The organism is Azospirillum sp. BE72 (genome assembly GCF_031455875.1).
GTDB lineage: Bacteria > Pseudomonadota > Alphaproteobacteria > Azospirillales > Azospirillaceae > Azospirillum.
The window spans coordinates 501711-518629 of the sequence record NZ_JAVDTO010000003.1 but is presented as its reverse complement, the minus strand read 5'-3'; the positions used below and the strand labels follow the sequence as shown (position 1 = coordinate 518629).

Below are 16919 nucleotides of genomic sequence, written 5' to 3'. Positions count from 1 at the left end.
CTACAGTATGTGACGATCTCATGATCGAAGTGGTAGCCGCCTTTCAGCGATAGCTGCCTGCCTCTTTGTACGCCCATCGTATAGCCACTAAACTTTATAGAGTGGAGAAAAATGGACTTTGCAAAAGTGCGCGGCGTTGCTGCGGGCCGCATGGCGGTTCGGAAGAACGGCGCGCTGGATCGCGCTCCGATCGGTTCTCCCATCGGGGCGGGTTCGATCGGTGCCGGGCCCATTGGAGCCGGAATGGACATCGCCCACTCGGATCACACCGGCGGCGCTTCGCCGCAGGCCATTGCCGACGTGATGCTGCAGATCGCCCACATCGCGGACAGCCTGGGCTACACCCACGGCCTGAAGCCGTCGCAGTGGACGGCGTTGCGCTATTTCGCCGGCGCCAACAACAGCCAGCGCACCGTGTCGGCCTTCGCCGACTTCCACGCCACCACGCGCGGCGCCGCCTCGCAGATGGTGGAAGTGCTGGTGGGCAAGGAGCTGCTGGTCCGCGTTCCGGTTCCGGAGGATCGCCGCGTCACCCAGCTGCACCCGACACCCAAGGCGCTGGAGCTGCTGCGCCACGATCCGCTCAACGACTTCGCGGGCGTCATCGACACCCTGCCGCCCGAGGACCAGTACCGCTTGGCTGAGACGCTGACCAGCCTGCTGCGCGGCCTGCTGGAAAAGCGCCAGTCCGTTTGATCTTTCCGGTCTGATCTTTCCGGTCTGATCGGTTCGGGGCGGCCAGCCACCCGGCCGCACCCATCCTCAGGGCTTGCGGCAGACGGCAACCGCGTCTTCGAGCCCGCGCTGTTCCCGCTCGCTCAGGCGATTGGCGACGAAGCCTTCCCACAGCCCCCTCCGCGCCAACTCCGACTGCACGCACCGGCAGTTGGCGGTGCAGGTCGCCGACGCCACGCCGGCGCGCTCGCAGTTCGCCACGCAGGCGGCCTGGAAATCGCGCACCGCCGGCGCCTCCACCGGCAGGACCTGTGCCGCCGCCCAGGCGATGCCGAACAGCAGTGGCTGGTGCAGCAGATAGACCGCAAGGCTGTGCCGTCCGGCCAGCGCCAGAATCCGCCCGGCGGCACCGCTCACCGCCACGCCCTCGCCCATCCCCGGCTTTAGCCGTGCCAGCCCGATCCCCGCCAGCACTGCGCCGATCCAGGGCAGGACCGGCACGAAATCGTTGGAATCCGGCGCCACCGTGGTCAGCCCGATCCACTGCAGCCATGGGGTGTCGAAGACGGGGGAGGACAGCGAGGTTCCGGCCAGCACCGCCGCCGCAGCCGCCATCAGGGTCAGTGCCGCCGGCAGGCGGACGAAGGCAAGGCCGACGATGCTCGCCAGCATGATGTGGTGCAGCACGCCGAAGAAGATCGGGCTGTCGGGGAACAGGGCGTAGGATGCTGCCGAAACCGCCGCCGCCCCGGCCGCCACCCGCCCCAGCCGGCGCAGGAAGCGTCCGGTGTCGAGGCCGTCGCGGGTCGCCAGCACCAGCCCGACGCCGGCCAGCAGCAGGAAGCTCGACAGGATCATAGTGCGGGCGGCGAGCCAGAGCGGATCGCCCAGCAGGTCGAAGCGGGCGAGCCCGAAATAGGTGGCGTCCCAGCTGGCGTGATAGAGGGCCATGGCGACCAGCGCCAACCCACGCGCGACGTCGATTGCCGGGCGGCGCGATCCGCCCGCTTTGGATCCACCTGCCGTGCCCTGAGTCGAACCTTCCGCCGGCACACCGTCGACCGCACTCATGATCCCGTCATCCCCACGCCGAAAATCCATCCTTCCTGCCGCCGCGCCGTCTCGTCCAGCCCCCGTGGCGTCCAGGCCCGCGGGATGCCGGCGAGCCGGCGCAGGCCGGCGGCCGAGACCAGCGCGTCGCTGTCATGATCGCTGACGACCCCGGTCCGTTCCAGCGGACGCGAGCCCAGCCGATGCAGCGCCTCGTCCAGCTCGGCCGCGTCGCGGATCTTGCGCTGGCCGAAGCCGGTGTGTTTCAGGAACAGGCGCGGGTAGATCTCCACCATCGCGCTGCCGCCCGGCGCCGGGTCCTCGAAGGGCCAGACCGCCAGCTGTCCGGGCAGCGCCGCGCGCAGGGCGCGCAGCACACGCATGCCGGCGAGCGCGCCCTTGCCGACCTGACGCGAGCCGATCAGCTTGTAGGGACTCTGCGGATGGCCGAGCCCGTCGGCGCGGCAGGCCCATTCGGTCGCCCGGTGCGGGTCCGCGTACCAGTCCGGCTGCGGGCCGCCATGCCAGAAGCTGGCGCCATGCAGCGGATGGACGGCGAAAGGGCCGCCGCCGAAATCAGGCTCATCGGCACAGACCTCCTCCACCGCGTCCCACAGGTCGAAGACGGAGGCCTCCCGGCCGGCAAAGCCGCGCGCCGCCACTGAAAAGGGCAGGGAGAAGGCGCAGTCGATGCCGACCAATGCCGGTTCGCGCGCCAGTTCCGTTCGCAGCCAGTCGAACAGCGCCGTCCGCGACCACCAGCCGCCGGGGCCGTCCACCAGTTCGGGCGCCCCATCGCCGTCCCGGCATTCCGCCACCGCGATGCCGGCATAGCGCTTGCCGCGGGCACCGGACCAGTCGATGGCGATGAAGCGGGGGAAAGCGTCAATGTTCGAGGACATGAGCCGGTATCGGAATGTTGCGGGACACCCGCCAGCATTAGCGGAGCCGCCGACCATCGGGCAATGCATATGATATGCCCCGGCTTGGTGGCCCCATGCACCCGTGATACTATAGGTAGCCCTCCCTCTATCCACCCCTGGAAGGTCGGGTCGATAAATTTTCACTTACTGGGCGAGAGAGCCATGACCATCCATCAGATGATCAACCTCAGCACCACTGCCGTGCCGCAGGACAGCCCCGGTTTGGCCTTGTATACCGCGGCAACCAATCATTTCGTCCATTTCCACGGATTTCGCAATCTCGGTTTCGGCTATGAAGCCTGCAATGCCGCGGTGGCGGTGCAGAAGCGAGCGGATCTGACATCCTATCCCAATTTCTCGGTCTGTTTCGGATCGTCACGTCTGCATACGGGCCTTGATCCGGTGTTCAACACCGTATCGGACGACATCAACCCGAGAAGCCCCTTCGCCTCGTCCCAGCGCGAACAGCATGCGGAACAGACGGCCATTCTGATTGCCTGCGATCAATATGCGCTGTGGACCGACCAGAATGGCCGATGCCACATCTACGTCGACTACAGCCCGTGCGAAAACTGCGAACCATGGCTGGAAAACCGCATGGAAGATTGGGTGGTCTATTACAGGGTCGCCCTGAACCAGTCGAGCAGCATGGTCAAGCAACGCAAAGACACCCACAAGGTGCAGTACGGGCAGTACTTCGGAACCAAATACAAGTAAAGGGATGAAGACGTTCAGGGCCTGTTTGAAAAGTCCGCCGGCCAACACTCAACGCGTTTCCATCGTCATTCCCGCGAAGGCGGGAATCCAGACGTTTCAGCGGCTCAGTTGCGGAGTTTCCTGGATCCCCGCTTTCGCGGGGATGACGCAAAGTTCCATTGTTTCCAGGGGCTTCATGTGGCTCCGAGTTGTGTGCATCTCGTAGCGCGAAGGCGGGGAGGACGGATCGCAAAGGGATCGGAATATGATGGACGTTTTCAAACAGGCGCTCAGACCGTGACGGAGACGAGGCCGCCCGGCGATCCGCCATAGTTGCCAGCCGCCGGGGCGGGCGCGAAGCCGGCGGCCGGCGCCGTCCCTGTGGGGATGCCCGAGCCACTCGCGGAAGCCGTCGGTCTGCCGGTGGCGCTGGCAAAGGACACGCCCAGGGATGTGGCGCCCGATCCGCTCCCGTCAGTGCTTCGCGTCGTTGCGGAGCCTGCCCCCGATGCAGTTCTGGCCGACCCGTCGGTGGAACCGGCAGCCGTTTCCGCCTTGCCGCCGCTTGCCGTCTGCGTCCCGGCTGATTTCCTCTGGTCATCCTGCGCAAGACGGTCGGCGGCGCGGCGGTATTCCTCGACGACGCGCTGGGACGGGATCTGGTCCTGGGTTTCGCCGGTATCGAAGTCGCGGAAATAGAGCACCGCGACCCGTGCGCCCTGATCGTAGCGCAGATAGGGGCTGATATAGCCGGGGCCGGAGGACTTCCCGGTTTCCGTCCCGGTGGCGGTACCATCGGTCTGGGTGGGGGAGGGCTGGACAGAGTCTGCCGAAGAGGCGGCGACGCCGCCCTCCGTCGGCTGGAAGGCCGTCGGGCGGACTGCTGTCGTGCTGGAAACGCCACGGATCTCCATCGGTGCCTCCCGCGTCTGTTGTCCGCTGGCTGGAGCGGGCCGTTGCCGGGCGCCCCGTTTCACTCCCCTGCCGTTCCGGCCGTGCGACAGGTGCCGATCAGACCGTGATGTTCAGGGTCTGGCCGCGGGTCGGGGTGGTGTTGCCGCCGCCGGAACCGGACTGGACGTTCTGCGCCTCCTGCTGGCGGCGGGTGCGTTCGTCCTGGTCTTCCTGTGCGGATTCGACCGGCGAGGTGGACCGCTGCGCCGCGGCCGGACCGCTGCTGAGCGGGGTGACGTAGGGCTGCTGCTGATAGCCGCCGATACCGCCGATGCTGCTCACGCCCATGATGGTTCCTCCGGTCGCTGGTGCGACGCTTCTTGGACCAGCCGGCGAACGGATCTTGGCTTCGGTCATCCGACCGGTGGCGTCGGGGCCCGGCTGCACCCCAAACTAGGCAAATTTTGCCCGATCGAAAGGGTTAGCGCCAGCGAAATCGACTCGTTGAACGATCATCGGCGGGAATGTCAACGAACAAAGTGCCTTAAGGGGCGAGCGTCACAACTCTTTTTCCATGGGATGTTCCAACTCGGCAACCGCGATGGCGGGCTCCGGCGGCGACTCGGCATTGCGCCACAGCGCGGCCTCCACCGCCAGGGTCCAGAAGCTTTCGGCCGCCTTGCTCTGGCGCGCGCGGGGACGGACCAGCCGGATCTGCACCGGCACGGTCCAGCGTATGTCACCGACCGGTTGGCCTGCCCGAACCAGGGATCCGCGGGCCAGATCCTCGGCGATCAGGCTTTCCGGCAGCCAGGCCACCCCGCGCCCGTCACGCGCCAGCGTGCGCAGAACCGCCGCGAGGTGAGAGGTGAAGACGGTGTCGAGCGCGCTGGGCAACGGCTGCACCGCCCGCACCGCCTCCAGGATGCGGCCCATGCCGGATTCCCGGCTGTAGGACAGGTGGGGAAGTGCCGCGGTTTCTCCGTCGGACAGCAGATGGCGGGGCCGCCCGTCGGCGTCCGGGGCGGTCACCGCCAGCAGCCGGTCGCTGCCGATGACGATGGAGCGGAAGGACTCCGCGTCCAGTCGGCCGGCCGCCGCCGGGTGGGCGTGGCACAGCAGGAACTGCGCCTGACCGGCCAGCATCAGCCGCTCGCAGGCCTCCATGCTGTCCGACGATAGGGTGATGGCGCCCAGCCGCGCGCGGGCTTCCAGTGCCCGCAGCCAGGAGGGGAAGAAGGTCAGCGACAGCGCATGCGTGGCGGCGAAGCGCAGGGTCGCGGCCTCCGACTGGGCGGCGAGCCGGGCCTCCTCGCGCCCCTGCAGCAGGCGGCGCACCGTCTCGTCGGCGAAGGGGCGGAAGCGGCGCCCGGCCTCGGTCAGGGTCACCGGCTGGGCGCTGCGGTCGAACAGCGGGGTGCCGGCCCAATCCTCCAGCGCGCGGATGCGGCGGCTGAAGGCCGGCTGGGTCAGGTGGCGCGCGTCGGCGGCGCGGGAGAAGTTGCCGCAATCCACCAGCGCCAGGAAATCGTCGAGCCAGGAGAGTTCCATCGCCCAATCTTCGTCACGTCTGCCAGGCCGGCTTTCCGCCATCCCATGCCGAACCCGCATGATGCGTTCCAGCCTTGGCATTGGCCCGGCGGCCCGCACCATCCCTACAGTGCCGGCACGAAACGCGCCACCACGCTGCAAGAGGAACCGCCATGCGCATCGTCGAAATCCGCGAGCAGACCGCCGGCATCAAGTCCGACATCGCCAACGCCTTCATCGATTTCAGCCAGATGACCTGCAGCGTGGTGGCGGTCGTCACCGACGTGGTGCGCGACGGCAAGCCGGTGATCGGCTACGGCTTCAACTCCAACGGCCGCTATGCCGCGGGCGGGCTGCTGCGCGAGCGTTTCATACCCCGGCTGATGAGCGCCACCCCCGACAGCCTGCTGGACGACACGGGCGAAAACCTGGACCCGTTCCGCATCTGGGCGCGTCTGATGACCAACGAGAAGCCGGGCGGCCATGGCGAGCGCTCCGTCGCCGTCGGCACCATCGACATGGCGGTGTGGGATGCCGTGGCGAAGATCGCCGGCGTTCCGCTCTACCGCCTGCTGGCCGACCGCTTCCGCGGCGGGGTGGCCGACGACAGCGTGTGGGTCTATGCGGCCGGCGGCTATTACTATCCCGGCAAGGATGTGAAGGCGCTGCAGGACGAGATGCGCAGCTACCGCGACCGCGGCTACAAGGTCGTGAAGATGAAGATCGGCGGCGCCTCGCTGGAAGAGGATCTGCGCCGGATCGACGCGGTGCTGGAGGTCGTGGGATCGGGCGAGAACCTGTGCGTCGATGCCAATGGCCGCTTCGACCTCGACACCGCAGTCGCGTACGCGGAGGCGCTGAAGCCCTACGGCCTGTTCTGGTATGAGGAGGCCGGCGATCCGCTGGACTATGCGCTGCAGGCCGAACTCGCCACCCACTACGACCGCCCGATGGCGACCGGCGAGAACCTGTTCTCCCACCAGGACGCCCGCAACCTGATCCGCCATGGCGGCATGCGGGCCGACCGCGACTGGCTGCAGTTCGACTGCGCGCTGAGCTATGGGCTGGTGGAGTATATGCGCACGCTGGACATGCTGAAGGACAATGGCTGGTCCAGCCGCCGGGTGGTGCCGCATGGCGGGCACCAGATGTCGCTGAACATCGCCGCCGGCCTGCATCTGGGCGGCAACGAATCCTACCCCGACGTCTTCAAGCCCTTCTGCGGCTTCGCCGACGGCATCGCCGTGGAGGGCGGCCGGGTGCGCCTGCCCGACCTGCCCGGCATCGGGTTCGAGGCCAAGTCGGAGCTGTTCGCGACGATGAGCGGCCTGCTGGAAACCCGATGAAAATGATCAGGTATGGACGCCAAACCTGTCCGTATGGGAGACGGAGCATCGGCAGTCGAATCGGCCATTGACCCAGCGCCCTGCTGTGTCAATCTGTTGGTGGTCGCAACGTTTCAGAAAGGAGGTGATCCAATGTCTCATGGAGCCAGTCCGGTCGTCGCCGCAGTGTTCGGTCTCGCCACTCTCCTGACGGCGGGGATCGCCAACGCGGAGTGTTCGTCCAGCCACAGCGCGAGCGCGTCGCCGCCGCCGGCCTCCGGCACCGTCGGATCGGTCGGAACCCCGGCGCCCAGCAGCACGCGCGGCGGGTGATCGCCGGACGCTGACGACCTGGAACGTCCATGCGTTGGAACGGGCCGCCCCTCACCGGGCGGCCCGTTTCTTTTGTGCCGCAGGCGCCGCGATTCCACGGTTGCAGACCAATCTTTCCGAAAAATGCCACAGAGGTGAACGATCATTGCTTTTCCACTTGGTGAAAGCCCCTATATTGAAATTTTTACCATTTGCCTGCCACCATCACGCGTGAAACCCCCGATATGGGTTCGGGGCGTGTTGGAGGGCACAATGGATCATTCGACCGGTCATCACCATGGCTGCTGCCAGGGCGAACACAGCTCGCGCCGCGCGTTCCTGAAGCTGGCGACGCTGGGTGCCGGCGTGACGCTGATGGCGCCGATGATGATGAGCCGGCCGGCCCGCGCCGGCAGCGTCGACACGCTTCTGCTGTCCTGCATGGATTATCGCCTGATGGGGCATGTCGCCGGCTACATGAACGCCCGCAACATGCAGGCGAATTACGACCACGTCATCCTGGCCGGCGCCAGCCTGGGCGCCCTGACCGACAAGAAGCCGGCCTGGGGCGAGGCCTTCTGGGACCATGTTGCGGTCGCCAAGGAACTGCACCACATCAAGCGCGTGATCGTCATGGATCACCGCGACTGCGGCGCCTACAAGGTCTTTCTCGGCATGGACGTGGCGTCCGATGCGGCCAAGGAGGCCGAGGTGCACGGCCAGTACCTGACCAAGCTGAAGGCGATGGTTAAGGAACGCCACCCCGACCTCGAAGTCGAGCTGCTGTTGATGAACCTGGACGGCACGGTCGAGAAGATGGCGGCGTAAAGAGATACCTCCCTCTCCCCCCGGGGAGAGGGGACGCCTCCGGGATTTCGAGGGTTCGACTGTAGTCACATATCCAGCCCCAAATCCAGGTTCGGGGCGCTGTGGGTCAGCCAGCCGCAGCTGATCATGTCGACGCCGGTCTCGGCGATGGCGCGGACGGTGGCGAGCGTGACGTTGCCCGAGGCTTCGGTCAGCAGCCGCCCGTCCACCATCCGCACGGCGCGGCGCAGCGTGTCCGGATCCATGTTGTCGAGCAGCACGACATCGACCGGCAGGCCGAGCAGTTCGTCCAGCTGGTCGAGCGTATCGACCTCCACCTCGACCTTCACCATGTGGCCGATGGCGGCGCGGACGCGCTCCACCGCCGGACGCACGCCGCCGGCGACGGCGATGTGGTTGTCCTTGATCAGCACGGCGTCATCCAGCCCGAAGCGGTGGTTGAAGCCGCCGCCCAGCTTCACCGCATGCTTTTCCAGAACGCGTAAGCCCGGGGTGGTCTTGCGGGTGCAGACGATGCGGGCCCTAGTCCCTTCCACCTCGCGCACCAGGGAGCGGGTGGCGGTGGCGATGCCCGATAGCCGGCCCATCAGGTTCAGCGCCGTACGTTCCGCCGTCAGCAGGGCGCGGGCCTTGCCGGTCAGGGTGGCGATGGTGCCGCCGGGAGGCACGTCGTCGCCATCGGCGCGCTCCACCGTCACCGAGATGCCGGGGTCGAGCAGGCGGAAGGCGATCAGCGCCGCCTCCAGCCCGGCGACGCGGCCGTCCTTGCGGGCGGCGATGCGGGCGGTCGCCACCGCGTCGGCCGGGATGATGCTGTCGGTGGTGATGTCGCCGGCCCGGCCCAGATCCTCCGCCAGGGCGGCGCGGACGATGGGCTCGACGGTCAGAGGATGCAGCATGCGGCGTCTCCGGGCAGGGGGCCGGCGGTTCCGGCCAGATCGCTGAGGGTCAGGGTGCGGCGGGTAAAGGCGGGATTCGGCAGCGGATGGTCGCTGCGGCAATGGGCGCCGCGGCTTTCCTCCCGGTTCAGGGCGGCATGGACGACCAGCCGGCCGACCAGCAGCCGGTTGCGCGCCTCGCCCCACTGGCGGACGATCGTGGGCGGGGCCTGGGCGCCATGGTCGGCGTCGTCATCCTCGCAACGGAGCATGTCCAGTGCCGCCGCCAGCCGGTCGAGCTTTCGCCGTGCGGCGAGCATCCCGAGCCCGCTGCGGACCAGCCCGGCCCCTTCGTAGAGCGCCGTCCGTGCCTCCGCCCCGATGGCATCGAGCAGGGCGTGGCCGACATCGGCGGCGACTGCCGGCGGGTGGGGCAGGGCGAAGGGCGGCAGCGGAGCAAGCGGCCGCTCCGCCACGTCGCGGGCGACGCGGGCGCCGAAGACCAGAGCCTCCAGTAGGGAATTGCTGGCAAGCCGGTTGGCGCCATGGACGCCGGTGCAGGCGACCTCGCCGCAGGCCCACAGCCCTTCCAGGCTGGTACGACCGTCGGCGTCGGTGACCACCCCGCCCATGTGGTAGTGGGCGGCGGGCGCCACCGGCATTGGCTCCGCGAACGGGTCGAGCCCATGGTCGGCGCAGAGCGCCAGCACGGTGGGGAAGCCGTCGGGCTTGGCGGCCAGCGCCGGGCGCAGGTCGAGGAACACCGGCTCCCCCGCCGCGACGCGCCGGCCGATGGCGCGGGCGACCACGTCGCGCGGCGCCAGCTCCGCCAGCGGATGCTCGTCCGGCATGAAGCGGCTGCCATTCCGGTCGAGCAGGAGGGCGCCGGCGCCGCGCAGCGCCTCGGTCAGCAGCGGCACCGGGTCGGCATCGACGGCGAGCGCCGTGGGGTGAAACTGCACGAATTCCAAGTCGGCCAGCCGGGCGCCGGCCCGCGCGGCGATGGCGAGCCCGTCGCCGGTGGCCTCCGCCGGGTTGGTGGTGCGGGCGAAGGCGGCGCCGATGCCGCCGGTCGCCAGGATCACGCGCGGTGCGCGGTGCAGGACCCAGCCTTGCCCATGACAGGCCAGCAGGCCGCAGACCCGGCCATTGCGGATGACGAGATCGACGGCGAAGGCGTGGGTTTCCACCCGCACCGACGGGGTGGCGCGCAGGCGCTCGGCCAAGGCGGTGACCAGAGTCCGCCCAGTGGCGTCGCCCCCGGCATGGACGATGCGCGCCGCGCCATGGGCGGCCTCGCGGCCGAGCAGCGGCGAGCCGTCCGGCGCGCGGTCGAAGGGAAGGCCGTCGTCGAGCAGGCGGCGGATCAGCGCGGCGCCGTCGCGGGTCAGCAGGGCCGCCATCGCGGCGTCGACCAGACCGGCCCCGGCGGCGACTGTGTCGGCGGCATGGTCCTCCGGCCGGTCGCCGGGGCCGACCGCGGCGGCGACGCCGCCCTGGGCATAGAGGCTGGAGCCGCCGGGAAGGCCGGCGGTCTTGGTGATGAGCGTGACCGCGCGGGGGGCCAACTGCAGCGCCGCGGTCATCCCGGCCAAGCCGGAGCCGACGACGATCACCTCGGCATCGCGGACATCGTAAGGCGTGCTGGAGATCATGGGGGACTCCTGGCTCGCCCTCTCCCGCCCCGGGAGAGGGAAGGGGCCCGCGAAGCGGGAAGGGTGAGGGGTGAGGCGAGGATCAGAAATCCATGTCCGGATAGCCCCTCACCCTCCCCGCGCCACCGGCGCGGGTCCCCTCCCTCTCCCGGGGCGGGAGAGGGCTTTTCTAAGCACTCACTTCGGCTTCACCGCCAGCATGCGCTCCACGGAGCGGCGGGCGCGGGCGGCGAGCGCGTCAGGGATCTCGACCCGCGGTTCCAGTGTCTGCAACGACTCCAGGATGCTCGACAGGGTCACCGTCTTCATGTGCGGGCAGAGGTTGCAGGGGCGCACGAACTCCGTCTCCGGCGAGGCGGCGGCGACGTTGTCGCTCATCGAGCATTCGGTGACCATCAGCACCCGCGGCGGCTTCTCGGTGCCGACGAAGTCGATCATGCGGGCGGTGGATCCGACGAAATCGGCGGCCTCCAGCACGTCGGGCGGGCATTCGGGATGGGCGATCACGGTCAGCCGGTCGAACCGGCGGCGGAACTCCTCGATCTCCGCCCCGGTGAAGCGCTCATGCACCTCGCAATGGCCCTTCCAGGCGATGATCTCGACCTTGGTCTGGGTGGCGACGTATTTCGCCAGATACTCGTCCGGCAGGAAGATCACCCGGTCGACGCCCAGCGATTCCACCACCTCCACCGCATTGCCCGACGTGCAGCAGATGTCGACCTCCGCCTTCACCTCGGCCGAGGTGTTGACGTAGGCGACCACCGGCACGCCGGGATGCGCCTCGCGCAGAAGGCGGACATCGGCGGCGGTGATGCTGTCGGCCAGCGAGCAGCCGGCGTTGCGGCTGGGGATCAGCACCGTCTTGGCGGGGTTCAGCAGCTTCGCCGTCTCCGCCATGAAATGCACGCCGGCCAGCACGATCACGTCGGCGTCGGTCTGCGTCGCCTTGGCGGCCAACGCCAGACTGTCGCCGACGATGTCGGCCACGCCATGGAAGATCTCCGGCGTCTGGTAGTTGTGCGCCAGGATGACGGCGTTGCGTTCCCGCTTCAGCTCGTTGATGGCGTGGACCAGCGGCGCGTGGAAGGGCCACTCGATGGCCGGCACGACGCGCTTCATCCGGTCGTAGATCGGCGCGGTCGCCGCGGCGACAGCGGGGGTGTAGGCGAGTTCGGCGACCTCGGGCATCTGGCTGTTCCGCTGTATGCTCTTTCTGAGCAAAACCATATGTGCTCTGTTAGAGCATATCAAGCGGAAAAGAGGACGGGGAAACATTCCGGGTCCAGGGGTGTTGTGGCCGGGTTGGGTGAAGTCCGGACCGCGGGCTCGCCCGTTCGGGTGCTGTCTGGAGAATCGCCGATGAAAGCCTTCCTTGCCGCGCTCTGCGCCATCGTGGTCCTGGCGGCCGGCGCTTGGGCGGTCCTGCCGGCCCTGTTCGCCCGAACGGCCGACGAGACCTTCGCCTCCGCCGGCGCGCGGGTGGGGGAGGATGCGTCCGTCGAGCACCGCAATTTCTCCGGCCGTCCGCAGGCCCACCCTCAGGCCCGCCCCCAGGAGTGATCCCGCGGATGGGGAAAAAGGATCACCCCGGCGGGATAGCCCCGACCGGGTAAGGCAACCTTTGCCCCTGCGCACCGTTATCCCAGTTCAGGCCGAACAGGCCTTCGGGACGTTCGGGAGCGGCTTGCGGGAGTGTGATGACGGTTCATGATCCGGAAAGCGGCGCGGATGCCTTGCGCGCCGACGTCTACCGGCTGCTGGCGCTGACGCTGGCGGCCCCGCCTTCCGCCGACCTGCTGGGATTGCTCGGCGCCCTGACGGGCGATGCTACGGCGATCGGCCGTGCCTTCGACGATCTCGCCTCCCGTGCACGCAACACCGGTCCGCAAGCGGCGGAGCGGGAGTTCAACGCGCTGTTCATCGGCGTCGTCCAGGGCGAGCTGGTCCCCTATGCCTCCTACTACCGCACCGGTTTCCTGACCGACCGGCCGCTGTCGGCCCTGCGCGCCGACCTGCAGGCGCTTGGGCTTGAGCGCGCGCCCGACGTGTCGGAGCCGGAGGACCATATCGCCGCGCTCTGCGACGTGATGGCCGTGCTGATCCGCGAAGGGGCCGATCCGGCTGTGCAGCGGCACATGCTGGACAGCCACCTGACGCCCTGGGCCGGGCGCTTCTTCCAGGATCTGGAGGCGGCTGACTCGGCCGGCCTCTACCGCCCGCTCGGCGCCATCGGCCGCCTGTTCCTGGAGATCGAAGACGAAGCGCTGGCCAGACATCCTGACCAACTGGAGGGAGCCGACGCATGAAGACGCCGCCAGAACCCGCGCGCAATCCCCTGCAGCGCCGCGACATCCTGAAGACGCTGGGGCTGGGTGCGGCCGGCGCCGCCGCGGCCACCGTGCTGCCCGGCGGCGAGGAGGCGCAGGCCATGGAATCGCCGCAGGAGCAGGTGAAGGCCCGCTACCGCGAAACCGAACACGTCAAGCGCTTCTACGCGCTGAACCGCCTCTAGAGCGGTCCGGAGGGTGTCCATGCTGGTCAAACGGTCCTCAGCGAAAGCGTCGCGTGGCAGGAGCTCCGGTCTGTTCGGGGCGCTGGCCGAGAGCCTCGAATCGGGCGTCAGCCGCCGCGGCTTCCTGCGCCAGTCCGGCCTTGCCGCGGGCGGCATCGCCGCCGTCGGCGCGCTGCCGGGTGCCATGATCCGCAAGGCGGAGGCGGGTCCCATCCTGCCGAACATCGAGGTGGTGACGCGCAAGAACGTCTGCACCCACTGTTCGGTCGGCTGCACGGTGATCGCGGAGGTGCAGAACGGCGTCTGGGTCGGGCAGGAGCCGGGCTGGGAAAGCCCGATCAACCAGGGCACCCACTGCGCCAAGGGTGCGTCGGTGCGCGAGCTGACCAAGGGCACCCGGCGGGTCAAATATCCCCTCAAGCTGGTCGACGGCGTCTGGCAGCGGATCAGCTGGGACCAGGCGATCGAGGAGATCGGCAACCAGCTGCTGGAGATCCGGCAGGCGTCGGGACCGGACGCGGTGTTCTGGCTGGGTTCGGCCAAATTCTCCAATGAAGGCGCCTATCTCTACCGCAAGCTGGCGGCCTTCTGGGGGACCAACAACGTCGACCATCAGGCGCGCATCTGCCATTCCACCACGGTCGCCGGCGTGGCGAACACGTGGGGCTACGGCGCCATGACCAACAGCTACAACGACATCCAGAACTCCAAGGCGCTGCTGATCGTCGGCGGCAACCCGGCGGAGGCGCATCCGGTGTCGATGCAGCACATGCTGCGCGGCAAGGAGCACAACCGCGCCCCCTTCATCGTCATCGACCCGCGCTTCACCCGCACCGCCGCGCACGCCACCGAATATGTCCGCATCCGTCCCGGCACCGACATCCCGATCGCCTGGGGCCTGCTGTGGCACATCTTCGAGAGTGGCTGGGAGGACAAGGAATACATCCGCCAGCGCGTCTACGGCATGGACGAGATCCGCGCCGAGGTGAAGAAGTGGACTCCTGAGGAGGTGGAGCGGGTGACCGGGGTTCCCGGTGCCCAGCTGCGCCGGGTGGCGGAGGTGATTGCGAAGAACAAGCCCAGCACCGTGATCTGGTGCATGGGCGTCACCCAACACACGGTCGGCACGGCCAACGTCCGCGCGCTGTCGATCCTGCAGCTGGCGCTGGGCAACATCGGCGTGGCCGGCGGCGGCGCCAACATCTACCGCGGCCACTGCAACGTGCAGGGCGCCACCGACTTCGGCCTCGACGTCAGCACGCTGCCGGCCTATTACGGGCTGGCCGAAGGGGCGTGGAAGCATTTCGCCCGCGCCTGGGACGTCGAGTACGACTATCTGAAAAGCCGCTTCGGCTCCAAGGAGCTGATGGAGGCCAAGGGCATCCCGACCACCCGCTGGTTCGACGCGGTGCTGGCCAAGCCGGGCGAGATCGACCAGCCCAGCCCCCTGCGCGCCATGATGTGCTTCGGCCATGGCGGCAACACCGTCACCCGCATGCCGGAGATGGTGAAGGGGCTGGAGAAGCTCAGCCTTCTGGTCATCGCCGACCCGCACCCGACCACCTTCGCCGCCATCAAGGAGCGGCGCAACGGCACCTACATCCTGCCGGCCTGCACCCAGTTCGAGACCGACGGGTCGCGCACCTGCTCCAACCGCTCAATGCAGTGGGGGGAGAGGGTGGTGGAGCCGATCTTCGAATCGAAGGACGACTACACCATCATCTACCTGCTGGCCCGCAAGCTGGGCTTCGCCGATGAGATGTTCAAGCACATCACGGTGGAGAACACGCGTCCGGTGCCGGAGGACATCCTGCGCGAGATGAACCGCAGCTGCCTGTCCATCGGCGCCACCGGCCAGTCGCCGGAACGGCTGAAGATGCACATGAAGCATCAGGCCGATTTCGACAAGATCACCATGCGGGCCGCCTCCGGACCCTGCGCCGGCGACTATTACGGCCTGCCCTGGCCCAGCTGGGGCCATCCGGAAATCAGGCATCCGGGATCGGCGGTGCTCTACGACACCTCCAAGCATGTGATGGACGGCGGCGGCGTCTTCCGCGCCCGCTTCGGGGTGGAGCGCAACGGCGTCTCGCTGCTGGCCGACGGCTCCTATTCGAAGGGGTCGGAGATCGAGGACGGCTATCCCGAATTCACCATGGCCGTGCTGAAGAAGCTGGGCTGGGACAAGGATCTGACGTCGGAGGAGATGCGCGTCATCCAGGCCATCGGCGGCGGCGGAGCCGAAGTCGACAATGTCAGCTGGCAGACCGACCTGTCGATGGGCATCATCCGCGTGGCGCTGAAGCATGGCTGCGTGCCGCACGGAAACGCCAAGGCGCGCGCCGTTGCCTGGAACCTGCCCGACCCGGTGCCGATCCACCGCGAACCGATCTATTCCCCGCGCCCCGACCTGGTGAAGGCCTTCCCCGCCGTCGAGGACCGCCGCGATTTCCGTCTGGTCCAGCTTGCCCGCTCGCTGCAGTTCAAGGTGGCCGACAGCGACCTGCGCCAGCGCTTCCCCATGGTGCTGACCTCCGGCCGGCTGGTGGAATACGAGGGCGGCGGCGAGGAGACGCGCTCCAACGTCTGGCTTGCCGAGTTGCAGCAGTCGATGTTCGTGGAGATCAACACCAAGGACGCAGAACGGCTGGGCATCAAGGACGGCGCCTGGGTCTGGGTCTATGGGCCGGAGGACGGCAGCAAGGCCAAGGTGAAGGCGCTGGTGACCGACCGCGTCGGCGGCGGCACGGTGTTCATGCCCTTCCACTTCTCCGGCTTCTGGCAGGGCGAGTCCTTGCGCGGCAACTACCCGCCCGACACCGACCCCATCGTGCTGGGCGAGCCGGTCAACGGGGTGACGACCTACGGCTACGACCCCGTCACCTTCATGCAGGAAACCAAGGTCACCCTCTGCCGGGTCGAGCCGGCGTGAGCGGAACGCGACAGGGAAGCAGGTAGAACATGGCCCGGATGAAGTTCCTGTGCGACGCCGAACGCTGCATCGAGTGCAACGCCTGCGTCACCGCCTGCAAGAACGAGCATGAGGTCCCCTGGGGCATCAACCGCCGCCGGCTGGTCACGCTGAACGACGGCAAGCCGGGCGAGCGGTCGATCTCCATGGCCTGCATGCACTGCAACGACCCGCCCTGCGCCGCGGTGTGTCCGGTCGACTGCTTCCTGCAGACCGCCGACGGGGTGGTTCTGCACAGCAAGGACCTGTGCATCGGCTGCGGCTATTGCTTCTACGCCTGCCCGTTCGGCGCACCGCAATTCCCGCGCACCACCGATTTCGGCAGCCGCGGCAAGATGGACAAATGCACCTTCTGCGCCGGCGGCCCCGAAGCCGACAACAGCGTGGAGGAGTACCAGAAATACGGCTCCAACCGGCTGGCGGAAGGCAAGCTGCCCTTGTGCGCGGAGATGTGCTCCACCCGCGCGCTGATGGGCGGCGACGGTGCGGTGCTGGCCGACATCTACCAGGAACGCTCGCTGCGCCGCGGCTATGGCTCGGGCGCACCGGGCTGGTCCACCGCCTACGGCCGCAACGACCGCGGTTCCCCCTTCGCGCCCGGCGGGCCGGGAACGGGAGGGGCGTGAGCGTCGGCTGACGATACCCCCCACCCTGACCCTCCCCCGCTGGG

The 16919-nt window shown here is 68.3% G+C and carries 18 protein-coding genes; 10 read left to right on the top strand and 8 right to left on the bottom strand.

What is annotated here, in order from left to right; genetic code table 11:
* The first annotated feature begins 243 nt into the window (after nucleotides 1-243).
* Nucleotides 244-696: a MarR family winged helix-turn-helix transcriptional regulator gene (locus J2Y49_RS13975; protein ID WP_149227146.1), complete on the top strand. Its 453-nt coding sequence runs from the start codon at nucleotides 244-246 to the stop codon at nucleotides 694-696.
* Between the two features lie 66 nt (nucleotides 697-762).
* Here the strand turns inward: J2Y49_RS13975 and J2Y49_RS13970 are convergent, their stop codons facing one another.
* Nucleotides 763-1746, bottom strand: a complete 984-nt coding sequence (locus J2Y49_RS13970) for a heparan-alpha-glucosaminide N-acetyltransferase (protein WP_310115451.1) — start codon at nucleotides 1744-1746, stop codon at nucleotides 763-765.
* Nucleotides 1743-2627: a hypothetical protein gene (locus J2Y49_RS13965; RefSeq protein WP_310115450.1), complete on the bottom strand. Its 885-nt coding sequence runs from the start codon at nucleotides 2625-2627 to the stop codon at nucleotides 1743-1745. Before J2Y49_RS13965 ends, J2Y49_RS13970 begins: the two co-directional genes overlap by 4 nt.
* A 183-nt stretch (nucleotides 2628-2810) precedes the next feature.
* On the opposite strand from J2Y49_RS13965, the gene J2Y49_RS13960 reads away from it, so the two are divergent.
* The gene (locus J2Y49_RS13960) at nucleotides 2811-3365 is read left to right on the top strand and encodes a hypothetical protein (protein ID WP_310115449.1); all 555 of its coding nucleotides are present in this window, start codon (nucleotides 2811-2813) and stop codon (nucleotides 3363-3365) included.
* Nucleotides 3366-3634: 269 nt separating this feature from the next.
* On the opposite strand, the gene J2Y49_RS13955 is transcribed toward J2Y49_RS13960, so the two are convergent.
* The 3 genes from J2Y49_RS13955 to J2Y49_RS13945 form a co-directional block, all read right to left on the bottom strand.
* Nucleotides 3635-4258: a hypothetical protein gene (locus tag J2Y49_RS13955; protein ID WP_310115448.1), complete on the bottom strand. Its 624-nt coding sequence runs from the start codon at nucleotides 4256-4258 to the stop codon at nucleotides 3635-3637.
* A 97-nt stretch (nucleotides 4259-4355) separates the two neighbouring features.
* Nucleotides 4356-4586 (bottom strand): hypothetical protein, encoded by a 231-nt coding sequence (locus tag J2Y49_RS13950; protein WP_310115447.1) that lies wholly within the window; start codon nucleotides 4584-4586, stop codon nucleotides 4356-4358.
* 210 nt (nucleotides 4587-4796) lie between these two features.
* Nucleotides 4797-5789 (bottom strand): LysR substrate-binding domain-containing protein, encoded by a 993-nt coding sequence (locus J2Y49_RS13945; protein WP_310115446.1) that lies wholly within the window; start codon nucleotides 5787-5789, stop codon nucleotides 4797-4799.
* Between the two features lie 152 nt (nucleotides 5790-5941).
* On the opposite strand from J2Y49_RS13945, the gene J2Y49_RS13940 reads away from it, so the two are divergent.
* The 3 genes from J2Y49_RS13940 (at nucleotide 5942) to J2Y49_RS13930 (ending at nucleotide 8233) form a co-directional block, all read left to right on the top strand.
* Nucleotides 5942-7114, top strand: a complete 1173-nt coding sequence (locus J2Y49_RS13940; RefSeq protein WP_310115445.1) for a mandelate racemase/muconate lactonizing enzyme family protein — start codon at nucleotides 5942-5944, stop codon at nucleotides 7112-7114.
* A gap of 132 nt (nucleotides 7115-7246) precedes the next feature.
* Nucleotides 7247-7426, top strand: coding sequence for a hypothetical protein (locus J2Y49_RS13935; RefSeq protein ID WP_310115444.1), 180 nt, complete (start codon nucleotides 7247-7249; stop codon nucleotides 7424-7426).
* A 252-nt stretch (nucleotides 7427-7678) separates the two neighbouring features.
* The gene (locus tag J2Y49_RS13930) at nucleotides 7679-8233 is read left to right on the top strand and encodes a carbonic anhydrase (RefSeq protein WP_310115443.1); all 555 of its coding nucleotides are present in this window, start codon (nucleotides 7679-7681) and stop codon (nucleotides 8231-8233) included.
* A 65-nt stretch (nucleotides 8234-8298) separates the two neighbouring features.
* Here the strand turns inward: J2Y49_RS13930 and nadC are convergent, their stop codons facing one another.
* The 3 genes from nadC to nadA form a co-directional block, all read right to left on the bottom strand.
* Nucleotides 8299-9132, bottom strand: a complete 834-nt coding sequence (nadC, locus tag J2Y49_RS13925; protein ID WP_310115442.1) for a carboxylating nicotinate-nucleotide diphosphorylase — start codon at nucleotides 9130-9132, stop codon at nucleotides 8299-8301.
* A complete protein-coding gene (locus J2Y49_RS13920) occupies nucleotides 9117-10766 on the bottom strand; it encodes an L-aspartate oxidase (RefSeq protein WP_310115441.1) in 1650 nt (549 codons plus the stop codon). The genes nadC and J2Y49_RS13920 overlap by 16 nt, the downstream gene beginning before the upstream one ends.
* 177 nt (nucleotides 10767-10943) lie before the next feature.
* Complete coding sequence (gene nadA / locus J2Y49_RS13915; protein WP_310115440.1) at nucleotides 10944-11954, bottom strand: quinolinate synthase NadA; 1011 nt, start codon at nucleotides 11952-11954, stop codon at nucleotides 10944-10946.
* 171 nt (nucleotides 11955-12125) lie between these two features.
* Here nadA and J2Y49_RS13910 point away from each other — a divergent pair, with 171 nt between their 5' ends.
* From J2Y49_RS13910 to fdh3B, 5 genes are all read left to right on the top strand, one after another.
* The gene (locus J2Y49_RS13910; RefSeq protein WP_310115439.1) at nucleotides 12126-12326 is read left to right on the top strand and encodes a hypothetical protein; all 201 of its coding nucleotides are present in this window, start codon (nucleotides 12126-12128) and stop codon (nucleotides 12324-12326) included.
* A 137-nt stretch (nucleotides 12327-12463) separates the two neighbouring features.
* Nucleotides 12464-13072, top strand: coding sequence for a molecular chaperone TorD family protein (locus tag J2Y49_RS13905; RefSeq protein ID WP_310115438.1), 609 nt, complete (start codon nucleotides 12464-12466; stop codon nucleotides 13070-13072).
* The gene (locus tag J2Y49_RS13900; protein ID WP_014189537.1) at nucleotides 13069-13278 is read left to right on the top strand and encodes a twin-arginine translocation signal domain-containing protein; all 210 of its coding nucleotides are present in this window, start codon (nucleotides 13069-13071) and stop codon (nucleotides 13276-13278) included. The genes J2Y49_RS13905 and J2Y49_RS13900 overlap by 4 nt, the downstream gene beginning before the upstream one ends.
* Before the next feature lie 19 nt (nucleotides 13279-13297).
* Nucleotides 13298-16210 (top strand): formate dehydrogenase subunit alpha, encoded by a 2913-nt coding sequence (locus tag J2Y49_RS13895; RefSeq protein WP_310115437.1) that lies wholly within the window; start codon nucleotides 13298-13300, stop codon nucleotides 16208-16210.
* Between the two features lie 29 nt (nucleotides 16211-16239).
* Nucleotides 16240-16875 carry a formate dehydrogenase FDH3 subunit beta gene (gene fdh3B / locus J2Y49_RS13890; protein WP_014189539.1) on the top strand — a complete coding sequence of 212 codons (636 nt, stop codon included), beginning with the start codon at nucleotides 16240-16242 and terminating at the stop codon, nucleotides 16873-16875.
* Nucleotides 16876-16919 lie beyond the last annotated feature (44 nt).